The organism is Fredinandcohnia onubensis (assembly GCF_002734285.1).
Lineage (GTDB): Bacteria > Bacillota > Bacilli > Bacillales > Bacillaceae_L > Ferdinandcohnia > Ferdinandcohnia onubensis_A.
Genome location: NZ_NSEA01000019.1, coordinates 137728 through 154322, shown reverse-complemented (window position 1 = coordinate 154322; position 16595 = coordinate 137728). Strand labels below are relative to the sequence as shown.

At 40.9% G+C, this 16595-nt stretch carries 14 protein-coding genes; 2 read left to right on the top strand and 12 right to left on the bottom strand.

The window, feature by feature from the left end:
• Nucleotides 1-16: 16 nt before the first annotated feature.
• Nucleotides 17-1408, bottom strand: coding sequence for a VWA domain-containing protein (locus CKJ95_RS17995; RefSeq protein WP_099354815.1), 1392 nt, complete (start codon nt 1406-1408; stop codon nt 17-19).
• A 211-nt stretch (nt 1409-1619) separates the two neighbouring features.
• Between CKJ95_RS17995 and CKJ95_RS17990 the strand changes: the two genes are divergently transcribed.
• Both CKJ95_RS17990 and CKJ95_RS17985 read left to right on the top strand, forming a co-directional pair.
• Nucleotides 1620-2042 carry a hypothetical protein gene (locus tag CKJ95_RS17990; RefSeq protein WP_099354814.1) on the top strand — a complete coding sequence of 141 codons (423 nt, stop codon included), beginning with the start codon at nt 1620-1622 and terminating at the stop codon, nt 2040-2042.
• 64 nt (nt 2043-2106) lie between these two features.
• Nucleotides 2107-2979: an N-acetylmuramoyl-L-alanine amidase gene (locus CKJ95_RS17985; RefSeq protein ID WP_180271575.1), complete on the top strand. Its 873-nt coding sequence runs from the start codon at nt 2107-2109 to the stop codon at nt 2977-2979.
• 110 nt (nt 2980-3089) lie between these two features.
• Here CKJ95_RS17985 and CKJ95_RS17980 read toward each other — a convergent pair whose 3' ends face one another.
• The 11 genes from CKJ95_RS17980 to CKJ95_RS17930 form a co-directional block, all read right to left on the bottom strand.
• Entirely contained in the window at nt 3090-3758 is a 669-nt protein-coding gene (locus tag CKJ95_RS17980; RefSeq protein WP_099354812.1) for a hypothetical protein, read from the bottom strand.
• A gap of 197 nt (nt 3759-3955) precedes the next feature.
• Nucleotides 3956-4342 carry an SMU1112c/YaeR family gloxylase I-like metalloprotein gene (gene gloA2, locus CKJ95_RS17975; protein WP_099354811.1) on the bottom strand — a complete coding sequence of 129 codons (387 nt, stop codon included), beginning with the start codon at nt 4340-4342 and terminating at the stop codon, nt 3956-3958.
• Nucleotides 4343-4508: 166 nt separating this feature from the next.
• Nucleotides 4509-5924: an L-arabinose isomerase gene (araA, locus tag CKJ95_RS17970; protein WP_099354810.1), complete on the bottom strand. Its 1416-nt coding sequence runs from the start codon at nt 5922-5924 to the stop codon at nt 4509-4511.
• Between the two features lie 16 nt (nt 5925-5940).
• Nucleotides 5941-6636, bottom strand: coding sequence for an L-ribulose-5-phosphate 4-epimerase (locus CKJ95_RS17965; RefSeq protein WP_099354809.1), 696 nt, complete (start codon nt 6634-6636; stop codon nt 5941-5943).
• The gene (locus CKJ95_RS17960; RefSeq protein WP_099354939.1) at nt 6630-8261 is read right to left on the bottom strand and encodes a xylulokinase; all 1632 of its coding nucleotides are present in this window, start codon (nt 8259-8261) and stop codon (nt 6630-6632) included. Before CKJ95_RS17960 ends, CKJ95_RS17965 begins: the two co-directional genes overlap by 7 nt.
• Before the next feature lie 216 nt (nt 8262-8477).
• Nucleotides 8478-9641: a multiple monosaccharide ABC transporter permease gene (mmsB, locus tag CKJ95_RS17955; protein WP_099354808.1), complete on the bottom strand. Its 1164-nt coding sequence runs from the start codon at nt 9639-9641 to the stop codon at nt 8478-8480.
• The gene (mmsA, locus tag CKJ95_RS17950; protein ID WP_099354807.1) at nt 9625-11175 is read right to left on the bottom strand and encodes a multiple monosaccharide ABC transporter ATP-binding protein; all 1551 of its coding nucleotides are present in this window, start codon (nt 11173-11175) and stop codon (nt 9625-9627) included. The genes mmsB and mmsA overlap by 17 nt, the downstream gene beginning before the upstream one ends.
• A gap of 76 nt (nt 11176-11251) precedes the next feature.
• Nucleotides 11252-12343: a multiple monosaccharide ABC transporter substrate-binding protein gene (gene chvE, locus CKJ95_RS17945; RefSeq protein ID WP_099354806.1), complete on the bottom strand. Its 1092-nt coding sequence runs from the start codon at nt 12341-12343 to the stop codon at nt 11252-11254.
• Nucleotides 12344-12494: 151 nt separating this feature from the next.
• A complete protein-coding gene (locus CKJ95_RS17940) occupies nt 12495-13709 on the bottom strand; it encodes a response regulator transcription factor (protein WP_099354805.1) in 1215 nt (404 codons plus the stop codon).
• Nucleotides 13702-15531, bottom strand: coding sequence for a cache domain-containing sensor histidine kinase (locus tag CKJ95_RS17935; protein ID WP_099354938.1), 1830 nt, complete (start codon nt 15529-15531; stop codon nt 13702-13704). Before CKJ95_RS17935 ends, CKJ95_RS17940 begins: the two co-directional genes overlap by 8 nt.
• A 24-nt stretch (nt 15532-15555) precedes the next feature.
• The gene (locus CKJ95_RS17930; protein WP_099354804.1) at nt 15556-16551 is read right to left on the bottom strand and encodes a substrate-binding domain-containing protein; all 996 of its coding nucleotides are present in this window, start codon (nt 16549-16551) and stop codon (nt 15556-15558) included.
• Nucleotides 16552-16595 lie beyond the last annotated feature (44 nt).

The following is a 16595-nucleotide window of genomic DNA, read 5'->3' as shown; positions in this document are numbered from 1 at the left end:
GCTTGCCCCTAGTCTGTTAGTTTCCATTTTTCTTATCAATGGTTTCTCTTATTTTCTGGTTACCTTCGTCAATGTATTCACGTCGTTCTCGGTTACCGTTATCGATGGATTCCCTTCGGAGTTGGTTACTTGTATCGATCCCATATCGTCTTTTGGCATTCGTGTAGTCGATAACCATAGAGCGTACATCTCGGACTGGATGGTCATAATCCTCGAAACGTTTCTCAAGATACTCCTGTGCTGCTTTCATTTGCTCTTTTTCACGAAAGGCCTTTTCCTTCACGCTTTCTTTTGTGTCAAAAGCAATTTTCTTTTTTTCCTCTTTTATATCGAAGGCTTGCTTCTTCCCAGCTTCTTTCCATTCGAACCATTTCTTTTGGATCTCTTGATACTGCGCTCTCATATAATTTTTAAGATCCCGTTCGGAGTTAACATACGTGAACTCACCATTTCCAGCACTCGCTACTTCCTTAAGAAGCTTTTGACCTTCATTATCCACATCAAAACCAATAATATTGACGACTGTTTGGATATCGGATGAAACGAGGTTTTTCGCCTCTTGCACTGGATTACCGTTACAGGTCTCAATCCCATCACTTACGACATAAACCACAACATCGTCAGTTCCCTCTGGAATATCCCCCTTTACCATTTGCAATCCAAGCGCGATAGGCGTCCATCCAACCGGCTTCACTTGTGACAACGCATTTTGGAATCCTGCCGTTTCAAAACTACTATTAAATAAAACCTCCGTACTGTCACAAGACAGGCCTTTATCAGCATTAGAGTTTGAACCCTTGTGTCCGTATACACGGAGTGAAATCGTTGCATTCTCCGGTACTTGTTCCGCGAATTCCATTACAGCTTCCTTCGCAGCTTCCATTCTTGTTTTTCCACCAACCTTTGCCGCCATACTGCCGCTGGCATCCACTAAAATGGCGTAGTGAGCTGTTTTTAAGGTAGGAGAATCGACCGTTTCATCGGGGCGATCAATTTCTACTTCAATCGTCGAATCGAAAGTAAGGAGCGTCTCCACTTCCTGATGATAATCCTCTGTCAATAAATACTTCAGTTCTTCCATATACTGTTCCTTTGTAAGGTTATCCGGCAACTGGTCGAGTGCTTCATGAACTTTTGCCTCATCGTAGTTGTCACCACTAAAAATCCCTGGATGTTGCAGCATTTCTTGTTCAAGCTCTGTGAGCTCACGTTCGACACCTTCAATTTCATAGTAAGCAACTTCTTTCGGAGTATAAGTTTCCTCCTCTTGCTCCTCATCTTTTCCTGCCTTAGTTGTTTCCTCCGATTTTGGTTCCTCTGGTTCAGCTTGGGCCGGCTGACTCTCGTCCTTCGAACACGCCGACAACACAAGCATCAGCATAACCAAACTCATTAAAAGTTTCCTCAACTTTAATTCCCCCTCCAACAATGGGACACATGCCCTCTGTCCCTATCAAAATCACACCATTTACATACTACTACATTGATCACCCATATTTTCCTAAATTAGTAAAATTAGTTAATAAGTCTTATGTACAAAAGCACAAGTATAGGTTTAAGGACAGATGCCCTTTTTTGCCTGATTGATATCTATAACTATGGTAAAAGGGGGTTCAGAGTTGCTGAAAATAAAAATAATGGCTAGCAACGATATTCAGGAGTATTCACAGTTTTACGATTTTGAGGAATTTAAAACCAATATTGAAATTTGGCTTATCGATCATCAACAGAACTTCACACGAGGAGAAATGTACGGGTTAAATCAGTTAATTCAATTATCTTCAAGGGTTCCTGGGGTTTGCTTTGAAGCCATGAGAACGATCGTATGTTGCCCAGACAAGGGTTTGGGCGAACCAGCCTTTTCCCTCTCAACATTTAAGCGCGTGGTTTATAAGTGTATACGTCTTGGGATGTTAAAAGTCTATGAAACTGAAGACAAAGATGGTGCTCAAGGCGGTAACCTCTATGTATTTAATCCCTATCCTGGTTGGGATGCTGGGACAGGGTCCTCGACACACACTATTAGTAAGGTGGGACAGTGAACCTGTCCCACTGTCCGCGTAAATGTGTAATTTTACATATTTTAATAGAAAAGGAGTGATTCTTATGAGTTGGATTCAAGATGCTGGGCATGGTGGTAGTGATCCGGGTGCGGTAGCGAATGGGAATACGGAGAAGATATATACACTAGAAGCTGCACTTTATGTGGACAAACGGTTGGCTGAATTAGGGATTTCAAGTGAATTGACTCGTTCAAGTGATGTTACAATAAATCCCGAGCCGAGAACCTCGAAGGTGAAGAAATATAAAAAATGTATTTCCCATCATTTTAACTCAGGTGGAGGAAGTGGAGTTGAAGCAATCCATTCGATTTATTCTAATGGTAACTTTGAGCAAATCCTAATTGAAGAATTTAGAAAAGCTAGATATCCAGTTAGACCACGACCTGTGTATACCCGCAAGAATTCTTCGGGAGGGGATTATTACTATATGCATAGACTTACAGGAAATTGTCGTACTACTATACTAGAATATGAATTTGTAGATGGCTCACAATCAGAGAAAATCAAAAATAAGTCATATCGTGAAGGCATGTATGAATGTGTGGTCAGCGCTATTTGTCTTGATGAAGGTGTTAGTTATGTTGGACCTGAATCTGAACCAGTACCTAAAACCGAGCCAAAAATAGTTAATCCACCTAAAGAAAACTTAGTTGTTGATGGATATCTCGGTCCGAAAACAATCAGCCCCCTCCAAAGATATTTCGGAACACCCGTTGATGGTTACATTAGCAAGCCCTCAATCGTCATAAAAGCATTGCAAAAATGGCTCCGCGTTACACAGGACGGGTACCTAGGGCCAATCACAATCTCAGCCTTACAAAAACGACTAGGAACACCAGTTGACGGAGTAATAAGCAAACCTTCTCTAGTCATAAAAGAACTGCAAAGGCGTTTAAACAAAGGGAACTTGGGCTAAGGTTGCGGAGCACAGGGACAGGCCCCCTTGTCCCACCAGTTTTTTCCTGGTACGAGGGACCTGTCCCTCTGTCCCATTCGACAATCTTCGGGGCGTCACTGTGACCATTTCTACTCGGAAAATACCTTATTAATGATATCTCTTTCCTCTTTCTCCTTATATTCTCTATTGATCTGTTTAGCACTCGGTTTGCTATTTACATATCGTGCAATCCCTTTTTCTCTTACAAAGTCATCAATTTTCTTAATATTTTCAGCACGGTCCATTCCTCTCGCATCCCAGACATCTATGTAAGTTCCATCACTAAAATTCAAAAAGTAGGCTCCATTTGACTCACGCATTCCACCATCCCGAGCGGCAATGTTTACATACTCTACTTCATCCCAGCTGTACACCTCTGTTTTTCCGACTGACAAAAACGGGGACCAAGTAATTTTGTTTGGGCTAATAGATAGATAATGATCGAAACTGAGCACTAATATAGCTATGAAAACAATGGAAGGAATATAAATCTTAAAAATAGGCCTTACTTTTAGAGGAGGCATTTCACCTTTTAATAGACTCTTAATAGCGATTATTATCAGTAGAATCCCCAAAAACCCCATGCCTATGGTAACGTCGAGAGCTGCTGTTATAAACGCATCATGGTCAGAGAAAACAACCTCCTGCAACCAAAAAACGCCAAAAATATAAACAAAAACTAACCCTAGAAAGACGACTCCTATTAGCAGTTCCATTTTCTTGTTTCGCTTCTTTTCCCCTACCTTAGGTTCAGACATTGTAAAACTCACTCCCTACTATATAGTAAGTAATACGTTAGAAACCGGAAAATGGTTTCATTTTTGGGTCACAGGGACAGGTCCCGTGACCCACCATTTTTATCCGGGACAAGGGACCTGTCCCTCTGTCCCATTCGACAATCTTCGGGGCGTCACTGTGACAGAGAGGCCACAGAGGGGCATCCCCCTCTGCCCCACTATCTTTCGTAAAGTTCTAATGGTAAGTTGTCTGGGTCTTTAAAGAAGGTGAATTTTTTACCGGTTACCTCGTCAATTCGTATATCTTCTACTTTGATTTTTTTTGCTGTTAGCTCTCTCACCGCTTCTTCTATATCGTCTACCTCAAAGGCTACATGACGTAGACCTGCTGCCTCCGGATAACTTAGTCTTTTTGGAGAGTCCGGAAATGAAAATAACTCAATTTGATAGGTATCCCCGACAGCTAAATCAAGTTTGTACGAATCACGTTCAGCACGAAACGTTTCATTTACTATCGTAAAACCTAGTTTATTTACATAAAAGTCTTTTGACTTCTTGTAATCCGTACAGATAATTGCAATATGATGAATACGGTTGATTTTCATATTGTCCATCCTTTCTCTGTAATTGAAGAGTACAGTAAAAGTATAATAAAAAGAGAAGTGCTTGAACACACTTCTCTTACGGCAATTTATTCTCCAAAAATAGTAACTAGAGACAGGTCCTTGGCCCACGCAAAAGTGGGACGAGGGACCTGCGTTCCAAAGCTTTTTATTTTATTAGGACGTATTCGAGGTCAACTAGTTTGGCATAGGTTATGATTTGGTCTGTTGTTAACTTCAATGAAACAACTGTATGGTGGCCGCCGCCGTTTTCAATCCACGCTTTGACGCCATCTTGGAAGTTTGGCTTTACCTCCCAAAGCACACGCGCTACTGGAAGATTTGGGGCTGGAATGGATGGTTCAAATGCGCAAACTTCATTGATTAATAGTTTGTAATGGGTACCAAAGTCGGCCATCGAGACGACGACACCTTCTCCTGCCTTCCCGTCAAATACTAAGCGTGCGGGATCTTCTCGATCACCGATGCCGAGTGGTGATACAACAATTTTCGGTCTATTGGTTGCTAATGTTGGGTCTACTTCGAGCATGTGTGACTGGAGAACTGATTCCCTACCAGGAGCCAACTCATACGTATAGTCTTCCATAAACCCCGTTGATTGGTTATGGCTCATTACCTTTAGTAAGCGATCCAGTGCTGCCGTCTTCCAATCGCCTTCACCCGCAAACCCATAGCCTTGTGCCATTAAACGCTGAACTGCAAGACCAGGTAATTGTTTCATGCCATATAAATCTTCAAAGTTCGTTGTAAAAGCATTGTATCCACCGTCATCAAGGAAACGCTTAATCGCGATTTCATAGCTTGCTTGCACTTTTACGCTTGCTTCCCAGGCCTCTCTCTCGTAACTTCCATAATCAAATTCATAAAGCTCTTCATACTCTGCAAACAAGGCTGCGATTTCATCTTCCTTAACCTCATTCACATATCGAACTAGATCACCAATTCCAAAATAATCCACTGTCCAACCAAATTGAATTTGCGCCTCAATCTTATCCCCTTCCGTAACACCAACATTTCGCATGTTGTCACCAAACCGAGCTACTTTTATGTTAAAACTTTCATTATAAGCAACCGCTACATCCATCCAGTCTGCAATTTGTTTCTGAACTTCGGGTCGTTTCCAGTAGCCGACTACCACCTTATTTTGCTTTTTCAAACGGGCATTGATAAAACCATATTCCCGGTCACCGTGAGCTGATTGGTTTAAATTCATAAAATCCATATCAATAGATGCCCAAGGAATACTCTCATTATATTGGGTTGCCAAATGTAGGAGTGGCTTTTGCAATAATTTTGTTCCACGAATCCACATTTTCGCAGGTGAAAATGTATGCATCCACGTGATTACACCGGCAACCTCATCCCGGTAGTTTACTTCTTTCATTACGTTCGTAATTTTATCTGCACTAACTGCTAATTCTTGTAAAATGAGTGGATAAGGTAGTACACCATTTTCATTTAAGGCATCCGTCATCTCTTGAGCATGCGCTTTTACTTCTGCTAACGCTTCTTCCCCATATAGATGTTGGGAGCCTACGATAAACCAAAATTCCTTTTTCTCCATCCTAATCCCCTTCCGATCACTTTTGGCCGTAATATGCGTTTTTCCCGTGCTTTCGTAGATAGTGCTTATCTAAAATACGTTGTGGTAGGTCTGATGCGAGGTCATTTAGTCCCCTTGCAAACAGGTTCATTTTTGAAACTTCATCCAAGACAACGCTGTTCACCACTGCCCCTTTAACGTCTTTACCCCATGTAAATGGACCATGACCACGGAGCAAAACACCTGGAACCGCTAAAACATCGATACCACGTTCTTCAAATGTTTCAATAATAACCTGACCCGTCGCCGCTTCATATCCACGATCAATTTCCTCTTGTGTCAAAAAACGTGCACATGGGATTGCGCCATAAAATGTATCGGCATGAGTTGTTCCCATCGCCTGAACATCAAGACCTGCTTGGGCCCAAATTGTCGCCCATGTTGAATGAGTGTGAACGATGCCACCAATTTCAGGATAATGCCTATATAGCACGGCGTGAGTCATTGTATCTGACGAGGGGTTCATATCTCCTTCAACAACATTCCCATCTAAATCAACAACCACCATGTCACTTGGTTTCATCGTCTCATAATCAACACCACTAGGCTTAATCACAAATAAACCACGATCCTGTTCAAAGGCACTCGCATTTCCCCACGTGAATTTTACAAGGCCATGTTTGGGCAATTCTAGATTCGCCTGATATACTTCTTCCTTCAAATGCTCTAACACATTACCCCTCCCTCTTTCTTGACATACAGCAAATGTTCAACAGCTGCTCGCTCAATCTCAAGTCCTTTTTTATATCGCTCAATAAACACTTCAAATCCTTCTACGTCTTCAGGATCAGGATTGATTTCATCCCCAATCACATCTTTAAAAACTCTGTTATCAAGAAAGTCATCTAATCTTTCATTCTTGTTTTTATTCATCATAAAAGAAGCAAGGATAGCCATTCCCCAAGCACCACCATCACCGGCTGTAGCCATGACAGAAACAGGAGTATTCATTGCGGCCGCTACAATTTTTTGTCCCACGACAGGCGTTTTAAATAGTCCACCATGTGCTAGAATGCTATCTATTGCAACATTTTCTTTCTTCGTTAAAATATCCATTCCCATTTTTAAAGCACCAAAGGCTGTAAAAAGATGTGTCCGCATAAAGTTCGCAAGATTGAAAGTACTCTCCGGAGAACGAACAAATAATGGTCTACCTTGATCCAACCCAGTGATATTCTCACCTGAGAAATAACCGTAACTTAGCAATCCTCCACCGTCTCGGTCTGCTTCCAACGCTTTGTTGAACAACACGCTGAATAATTTAGCGGTATCAATCTCATACCCCATCGCTTCCGAAAATTCTCGGAACAATCCCAGCCAAGCGTTTATATCACTTGAACAGTTATTAGCATGAACCATCGCAACAGGACTCCCGTTCGGTGTCGTAACGATGTCAATTTCCGGATAAACGTTTGAGAGTTCTTTTTCTAATACAATCATGGAAAAAACGGAAGTTCCTACGGAGATGTTTCCAGTGCGTTTGCTTACACTATTTGTCGCCACCATCCCTGTTCCTGCATCACCTTCTGGTGGACAAATTGGAATACCAGGTTGCAATTGCTGTGAAGGATCTAGGATGTTAGCTCCCTTTTCTGTTAAAAGACCCGCTTGTTTTCCTGAGATATAAACGGTCGGGAGAATATCTCTAAGCTTCCAAGGATACTTTTTTACCCCAACAAGTCCATCAAATTGCTTAATTAGTGCTTCATTGTAATCCTTCGTTTCCTCATCAATCGGGAACATACCAGAAGCATCGCCAATTCCGATGGCCTTGTTGCCAGTCAGGACCCAATGAATGTAGCCAGACAACGTAGTGAGATAATCTATTCGAGGTACATGTTCCTCTTTATTTAAAATTGCTTGGTAGAGGTGAGCGATACTCCATCTTTCCGGAATATTGAATTGAAATCGGTTAGTTAACTCATTCGCTGCAGAACCTGTCGTTGTATTTCGCCAAGTTCGAAATGGAACCAGTAGCTCTCCCTTATTGTCAAAAGCCAAATACCCATGCATCATGGCCGAAAAGCCAATCGAACCAATTGTTCGAATCGTGATTCCGTATTTTCGTTCTACTTCACTTTTCATTCCACGATAAGCTGCTTGTAAACCAGCGATAACATCCTCTAAACTGTACGTCCAATAACCATTTTCCAACCGATTTTCCCACTCATAACTACCAGACGCGATCGTTTCGAAATGTTTATCAATTAAAACCGCCTTAATCCGAGTGGATCCAAACTCAATCCCCAATGAAGTCTCACCCTTCGCAATCGCCAACTGCATTTCATCATGATTCATCCTCACATCACATCCCTCCTCTAATGGGTCACGGGGACAGGTCCCGCGTCCCACCATTTTTTTCCTGGGACAAGGGACCTGTCCCTCTGTCCCACCTTTGGGGCAACACCATGGACCCATGGGACACCACGGCAGCGCAACGGACCCGTAGGACAACGCCCAACCCATCGGTCAACGCCACGGCCACTGTGCAACAACCAGGGACACTTCACCCCGCTACTTCCCAGCCCGATTTTTATTGTAGATATCAAACCCTACTGCAAGGAGTAAGACGAGTCCTTTGATTGCTTGTTGCCAGTCGATTCCGACGCCAATGAGTGACATACCGTTGTTCATGATTCCCATGACGAGTCCACCGACAATGGCACCGATGACAGTTCCTACGCCTCCTGCCATAGAAGCACCACCGATAAAAACGGATGCAATGGCATCAAGCTCAAGCATGTTACCCGCTGCAGGTGTTGCAGAGTTAAGACGCGAAGCAAACATTAATCCAGCTAAGGCTGCAATCACTCCGTTGTTCACGAATACCCAGAATACGACACGCTTTGTTTTAATACCGGACAAATCAGCCGCTTTCTGGTTACCACCTGTTGCATACACGTGACGGCCCATGACTGTGTTTTTCATCACAAAGGTGTAAATCACGATGAGAACAATAACAATGATTAACACCGTTGGAATTCCTTTATTCAACGCCAATTGGTACGCGAACCAGTTAATGACTGCAATTAGCAATGCCATTTTTGTAACAGATAGCCATAACGGGCTTGCTTCAAGGCTATATGTCAATTGCTTTTTACGGTTTCTGAACTCCATATAGATTAAGACGATAGATAGAATAATAGATAAAAGAATAGTAAGTAAGTGCAATTCTCCTGAACCTATCGCTGATAAAAAGCCCCCGCTTAACATGCCAAATGACTCAGGAAATGGTGCAAGTGATTTTCCATCTAAGAGATACAAGGTTAAACCTCGGAAAATTAACATGCTGGCCAAGGTCACAATAAAGGATGGTATCCCGACATACGCAATCCAAAAGCCTTGCCAAATTCCAATGATTGCTCCAACAACGAGTGATAGAATAATAGCCAGCCATACCGGCACATTATGATTAATCATTAAGACTCCGGCAATTGCCCCAACAATTGCAACGACGGAACCGACAGATAAATCAATATTCCCCGTAATGATGACTAAAACCATCCCAATTGCTAGGACGAGGATAAACCCGTTTTGCAGGATTAAATTGGTTAAGTTTAATGAACTAAAAGATATACCATCCGTTAAAATCCAAAATAGACCAGCAATGAACACAAGTGCAATGATCATTCCATATTCACGGATATTGTTTCGAAATAAATTAATTAGGGTTTCCACGTTTTGTCCCTCCTGTTCCCGTCATATAACGCATCACACTCTCCTGATTCGCCTCTTCACGTCCAAGCTCACCCGTTATACGACCTTCGTTCATGACATAAATACGGTCTGACAGCCCCAATACCTCTGGAAGCTCTGATGAAATCACTAGGACACCCATTCCTTCAGCCGCTAATTCATGTATGAGTGAATAAATTTCAAACTTTGCCCCTACATCAATTCCACGTGTCGGTTCATCCAAGATTAAAATATCGGGCTCGGTAAAAATCCACTTACTTAAGACAATTTTTTGCTGATTTCCACCACTTAAATTTCCCGCCAGTTGAGCCAATGTAGGAGTTTTAATATTTAAACGTTCTCGTAATATTTGAGCTTCCTGAACTTCCTTGGTTTCATCAATCACCGTATTCGTTGATATACGTTTGAGATTTGATAGAGTAATATTCCGTTTAATATCGTCAATTAAATTTAGGCCGTATGTTTTCCGGTCCTCTGACACATATGCAATTCCATGCTGAATCGCTTCACTTACTGTGTTTACTTGTATTTCTTCACCATTTTTATACAACAGCCCAGTAATTTTCTTCCCATACGTTTTCCCGAAAATACTCATCGCAAGCTCAGTTCGTCCAGCTCCCATTAAGCCTGCTAAGCCGACAATTTCCCCGCGACGAATATGGAGATTCACATTGTCAATCACTTTCCGGTCACGCTGTAACGGATGATAGACATTCCAATTTTCTACTTCAAAAATAACGTCGCCAATGTTCGGGATTCGTTCGGGATAACGGCTCGTCAACTCACGCCCTACCATCCCTTTAATGATTCGATCCTCAGATGCCTTTTCACCCTTCGCTTCGAACGTCTCAATTGTTTGTCCATCTCGTAAAATCGTAATGTTATCCGAAATACTAGATACTTCATTTAATTTATGAGAAATCAGAATGGAGGTAATTCCTTGTTTTTTTAGTTCGAGTAAAAGCTTTAAAAGGTTTTCGCTATCTGTTTCATTCAGGGCAGCCGTTGGTTCGTCTAAGATTAAGAGTTTTACATTTTTGGAAAGTGCTTTGGCAATTTCTACGAGTTGTTGTTTCCCAACCCCAATATCCATAACAGCTGTGTTCGGTGATTCAACTAATCCAACTCGTTCTAACAGCTTTTTTGCCTCTGAATAAGTTTCCTGCCAGTTAATAATCTTCTTGGATTGTCTTTCGTTCCCTAAAAAGATATTTTCTGCGATTGATAAAAAGGGACTCAATGCCAACTCTTGATGGATGATAACAATCCCAATTTGTTCACTTTGTTTAATATCTTTAAAATGACATTCTTCGCCTTCAAAGTAGATGCTTCCTTCATAGGTTCCACTTGGGTAAACACCACTTAATACTTTCATCAACGTTGATTTTCCAGCACCATTCTCCCCCACTAGTGCATGAATTTCCCCCTTTTTCACCTTTAAATTCACATTGTCTAGTGCTTTAACTCCTGGAAATGTTTTTGTGATGTTACGCATTTCTAAAATATACTCAGACATATCCTCACCACCTCGTTAAAATCCGGAATGAAGTAATTTAGTGGTGACACAAAAATCACCACTAAATCGGGGGTTCTTATTTCACATCGTCTTCAGTGTAATATCCACTATCAATTAGCAATTCTTTGTAGTTGTTGATATCGACTGATACAGGTTCAACTAAGTAAGAAGGAACGACTTTTTGACCATTGTCATATGTTTCTGTATCATTTACCTCTGCTTCTTCACCAGCTTCAATTGATTTAATCATTTTTACCACTACAGCAGCTAAATCACGTGTATCCTTGAACACCGTTTGTGTTTGTTCACCCGCGATAATTGATTTTACAGAAGCAGACTCAGCATCTTGTCCAGTTACAACCGGAAGTGGAAGATCAGCAGAACCGTATCCTACGCCTTTTAATGCTTGAATAACTCCGCGGCTAATTCCATCATAAGGTGATAAAACAGCGTCAACTTTTTCCCCACCGGAGTACGCTTTACTCAAAATGTTTTCCATACGTGATTTCGCGGTGTTTCCATCCCAACGCATCGTTGCTCCTTGTTCAAATTCTGTTTGACCACTTTGAACAACCAATTTCCCGCTGTCAATATGTGGCTTTAGAATGGACATCGCACCATCCCAGAAGAAGTAGGCATTGTTGTCATCTGGTGAGCCACCAAATAATTCAATATTAAATGGACCCGCTTCTTCCTTAAGATTCAGTGCTTCTTCAATATAGGAAGCCTGTAAGACACCTACTTGGAAATTATCAAATGTTGCGTAATAACTCACATTTGGTGTTTCCATAATTAATCGGTCATACGCGATAACTTGTATGTCTTGATCAGCAGCTTTTTGTAATACATTGGTTAAAGCCGTACCATCAATCGATGCTACAACCAAGATCTTTGCACCTTTTACAATCATGTTTTCAATTTGTTCAATTTGCTTATCGACATCATCTTCCGCATATTGCAAATCTGTTTTATATCCGAGTTCTTCTAATTGCTTCACCATATTATTTCCATCATCGACCCAGCGCTGTGATGACTTTGTAGGCATTGCGACTCCAATTAACGTATCCTTTGAATCCCCCCCAGAACCCGATGATTTGTCATTTCCACTACAAGCAACTAACGCAAATACCAAACTAACGATCAGTGCTAAAAAACCTAATTTCTTCATAATTGAAACCCCTTTCATTTATTTATTATCTAACTGTCTATAAAAATATCATCTTCGTTATGAAAGGGCTTTACATAAAATTAAACACTTTTTATAAATTTTTAAACTAGTCGAAATATTTGTCATTTACCCATTAAAAAAAGCACCTCTATTAAAGGTGCACGTTTTCTACATCATTCTTGAACTGCATTGGTGAAATACCGACTACTTTTTTAAAAGTGGTGCTAAAGTAATGTTGGGTATCATAACCAACGGTTTCTGCTATATCTCGTATCGATAAATCTGAGGTCTTCAATAAATCAACGGCTTTGTTAATTCGCATTTGGGTTAAAAGCCCAACATAGGAGATACCGAGCTCATGCTTAATCATCCGACTTAAATAGACACTTGTGATATGTAATTCTTCCGCTACCCTTTCTAACGTGAGGGAAGAATCCTGATAATGCTGTTGAATATAGGCTAGAGCTTGTTTCACAATGGGAGAGATTTTGATTTGCTGTTCCACCTGCCGTTTACATTGATCATAAACCTTATACAAATGAACAAAGTCCTGAATAGTGATATCTTCCACATGATAATAAATTGTGAGATTAAAATAGGTTTGCACGACTTCTTCTATTTTTGTGAGGAGTTCCCGGTTGATCGGCTCCCATAAGCAAACATTTAGCACATGAGATTGGTCCCAAAAGATAACACCCTTTTCCGAACCAATCATTTCTTTTACGATATTCTCTATCGCAAATAAGTACAATTGCCGGTCATTTTCTTGCATAAACGTTTGATTCAAATGATAATCAGGCCATTTAATCACAAGAAACTGAGTCGGATGTGCAACGGGCAGGTGTAAAAACTGTAATTGTTCCGTAATCTCTTCATTCGCTAACTGGCCTGCAATCCAATCCTGGAAAAAACGTTCCTTTAGCTGGGCATGATTTCGTTTGATTTGGATGGCCGCTTGTTTGATATATTTCTTTTGGTTGACTTCCAGATCAAGTTTTTGTTTAAGATCCATGATTAATGCTTCAAGTTTTCCTGGATTGATTGGTTTTAATAAATAATCTTCGACCTTTAACCGAAGGGCTGCTTGTGCATAACGGAAATCATCATATCCCGAGATGACCACCATTTTACAGTTTGGCAATTGCTCCTTAATCTCTTCCATTGCCTCTAGTCCATCCATGATCGGCATATTTAAATCGATTAGTAAAATATCAATCTGGTGTTCAATCGCTAATTCAACGGCTTCTTCACCATCCTCTGCTTCCCCAATGACCTCCATACTGAACTTCTCCCAATCAATGGAAGAATGGATTCCATCCCGAATAATATACTCGTCATCGGCAATTAAAACCTTCCATTTACGCATGTTGCTTCCGCTCCTCTTCCCATCCAATATCTTCTTCTAAAATAGGTAACACCAGCTCGAGCGTTGTCCCAACCTTTTCCCTACTCTCAATCGTAATCCCATAATGTTCTCCGAATGCAAGTACGATACGGGCTTGAACGTTCAAAATCCCATATCCTTTTTTATGCTTCGATTCACTTTGATTTTCTGTCCTTCTAACAGCATCCTTCAGGGCTACTCGAATTTCGTGAAGCTGTGATTCTGACATTCCTGCACCATTGTCTTGAATCACAAGTCGTAATTGCCCGTTACTTTGCTTAGCAGAAACAATGATTTGACCTGGCCCCCGTCGCTCTTTTATTCCATGATAGATTGCATTTTCGACAAGTGGTTGTAGAATAAATTTGAGAACGTATAGCGAAGCGACACTTTCATCCACTTCAATCTGATACTGTAATTTTTCACGATATCTCGTTTGTTGAATCTTTAAGTAACTTTCGATATGCTCGATCTCCTTATCGAGCGGTATCCGATCTCTTCCCTTACTTAATCCAATTCGGAACAATTTTGCTAACGACTCAACGACCTCCGCTATTTCAATCGCCTTTTGCTTTCGCGCCATCCATTGAATCGTATCAAGCGTATTATAAAGAAAATGAGGGTTGATATTGGCTTGTAAACTTCTAAATTCTGCTTCCCGTTTCTGCCTTTCATGCCTCTCCGTTAAGCGCAGCAATTCATTAATTTGTTTTAGCATTTTATTAAAACTTCGTCCAAGCATTCCAATTTCATCATCTCGTTTTTCCGTATACCGAACTCCAAACTCCCCACCTTCAGCTTTCCGCATAAACTTCATTAACTGACGAATCGGCTTAGAAATAGAATTGGATAAGAAGTACGATACCGGAATCCCAAATAAGAGAATGATAAACACAAAAACGACTAAATAAAACTGTATTTCCCTTATTTCGAGAATCGATTCCTCTGTTGGAAAGACGCCGATGGTGGTCCAGTTCGAGTAGGGCGATTCTTGAAAAATAAACTGCAACTTCTGTGAACCAATCTTCTTTGAAAACGTACCTGACCTTTTTTCATCCAGCCATTCATTCGGGATCGTTTCAATTAAAGGATCTTTTGGTTGATAAATCGGTCTACTTTGTTCATCAATCACCGTCAAATAGCCGGTTTTTCCAAGCCGCACATCGACTAACGTTTCTGCAACCGTCCTAACCTTTAAATCGATTAAAATGACCCCGATTACTTCCTGCGAGATTGGGTCTATGACGGCACGAACACCAGACACCACTTCATCATTTTTATAGCTGACCAAAGATGAAAGATGGCGGTCCTTCGGTTGACCAATCATTTTAAAGATTCCCTTATTTTCTACCGCCTCTTTATACCAAGCCTCTTCGGTTAAATTCTCTGTAGCTGGAGCATAAAGTTCATTACTCACATACTCCCCTGCGCTATTCACCACTAAAACCCCTGCTACTTCAGGCATTAACGTTGTAAAATTACGAAGATAGCGTTGAATCTCATATTGATTTGTTTTATATTGACCTGGTTGCTGACCATTATGATGAAAAAAGTCCTCAATCCGCTCATTATAGGAAATAAAGTAGGTAACACGTTGCATGTTGTTTATATAGAATTCAAGTGTTTCATTCACTTTACTAATAAGCTGTAAGGTATTCTGATTGACTTGCTCTTCCACCACACGCTCAACTGTCCAATTAATTAATAGCCCTAGGCATATAATTGGGATAATACTAATAATTAAGAAATGAGTAATAAGCTTATATCGAATTGGTAAATTATTTATTTGTATGAAATTCTTCAATTCAACCAATCCATTCCTAGAAGTTTATTGTGGATAGTAGGAATTCACATTTTCCTTTGTAACAATCGTCACACCTGTATCCACGTAACGAGGTAAAGGTGCATTTTTTCGGTCTTGTTCATGAATGCCATGTTGCAAGTGAAATAAAAATTGCAAGGACCAGTACCCCATTTCCCATGTTCCCTGTGCAATGGTGGCGGAAATCACATCGTCCTTAATCATATCGAGGGTACCCTTATCTGTATCAAAACTAATGATTTTAATAGAGTCTTTATGTTTATTGGCGATAATGGTTTGTCCAACTCCTACTCCACCATTTGCCTCCGTAACGAAGATGCCTGCTACATTCGGATTCTCGGCAATCATTGTTTCAGCTACCTCTTTTGAAATCACTTGATCGCCTCTTCCATCTTTGACAGAGACAACTTCCATGTCAGGATATTCCTTGAAAATCGTATCTTGAAAACCTTTGGTACGTTCCTGATGGTTTAACTGATTGGGGAGAGTAATAACCCCAACCTGTCCCTTTTCATTTACTAACTCTGCCATTTTGTGAGCAGCCTCTACACCTGCTTTGTAATTATCCGTTCCTAGAAAAGAATACGCCTTGCTTTCTGGAGCATCTGCATCGAACATGACTACTGGAATGCCAGCCTCGACCGCTTTATCAATCACAGGATTTAAAGCCTCTGGATCCATCGTGGATATTGCAATCCCCGCTGGATTTTTTGCAATTACCTGTTCAAGGACCGTCATTTCCTCATGTACATCATATTGCGTCGAACCCCGATACTCAATCGAAACATTTAACGCCTCTGCCGCATCCTCAAAACCTTTTAACGCTCGCTTCCAGTAATCAATCCCCACCATAAACGTGACCATTACATAAGTTTCGTCCACATCCCCGACCAGTTCATTCTCATTCCATGCACGTTTTGTCGAACTCTCCGCTTGATAGTTATATATATAAAGAACAAACAAACCAATGAGCAACAAATAAACGAAAAGCAGCTTTTTCAACTATGAAACCCCTTTCATAAAAAGAGTGGTTGCTAGATTCAATT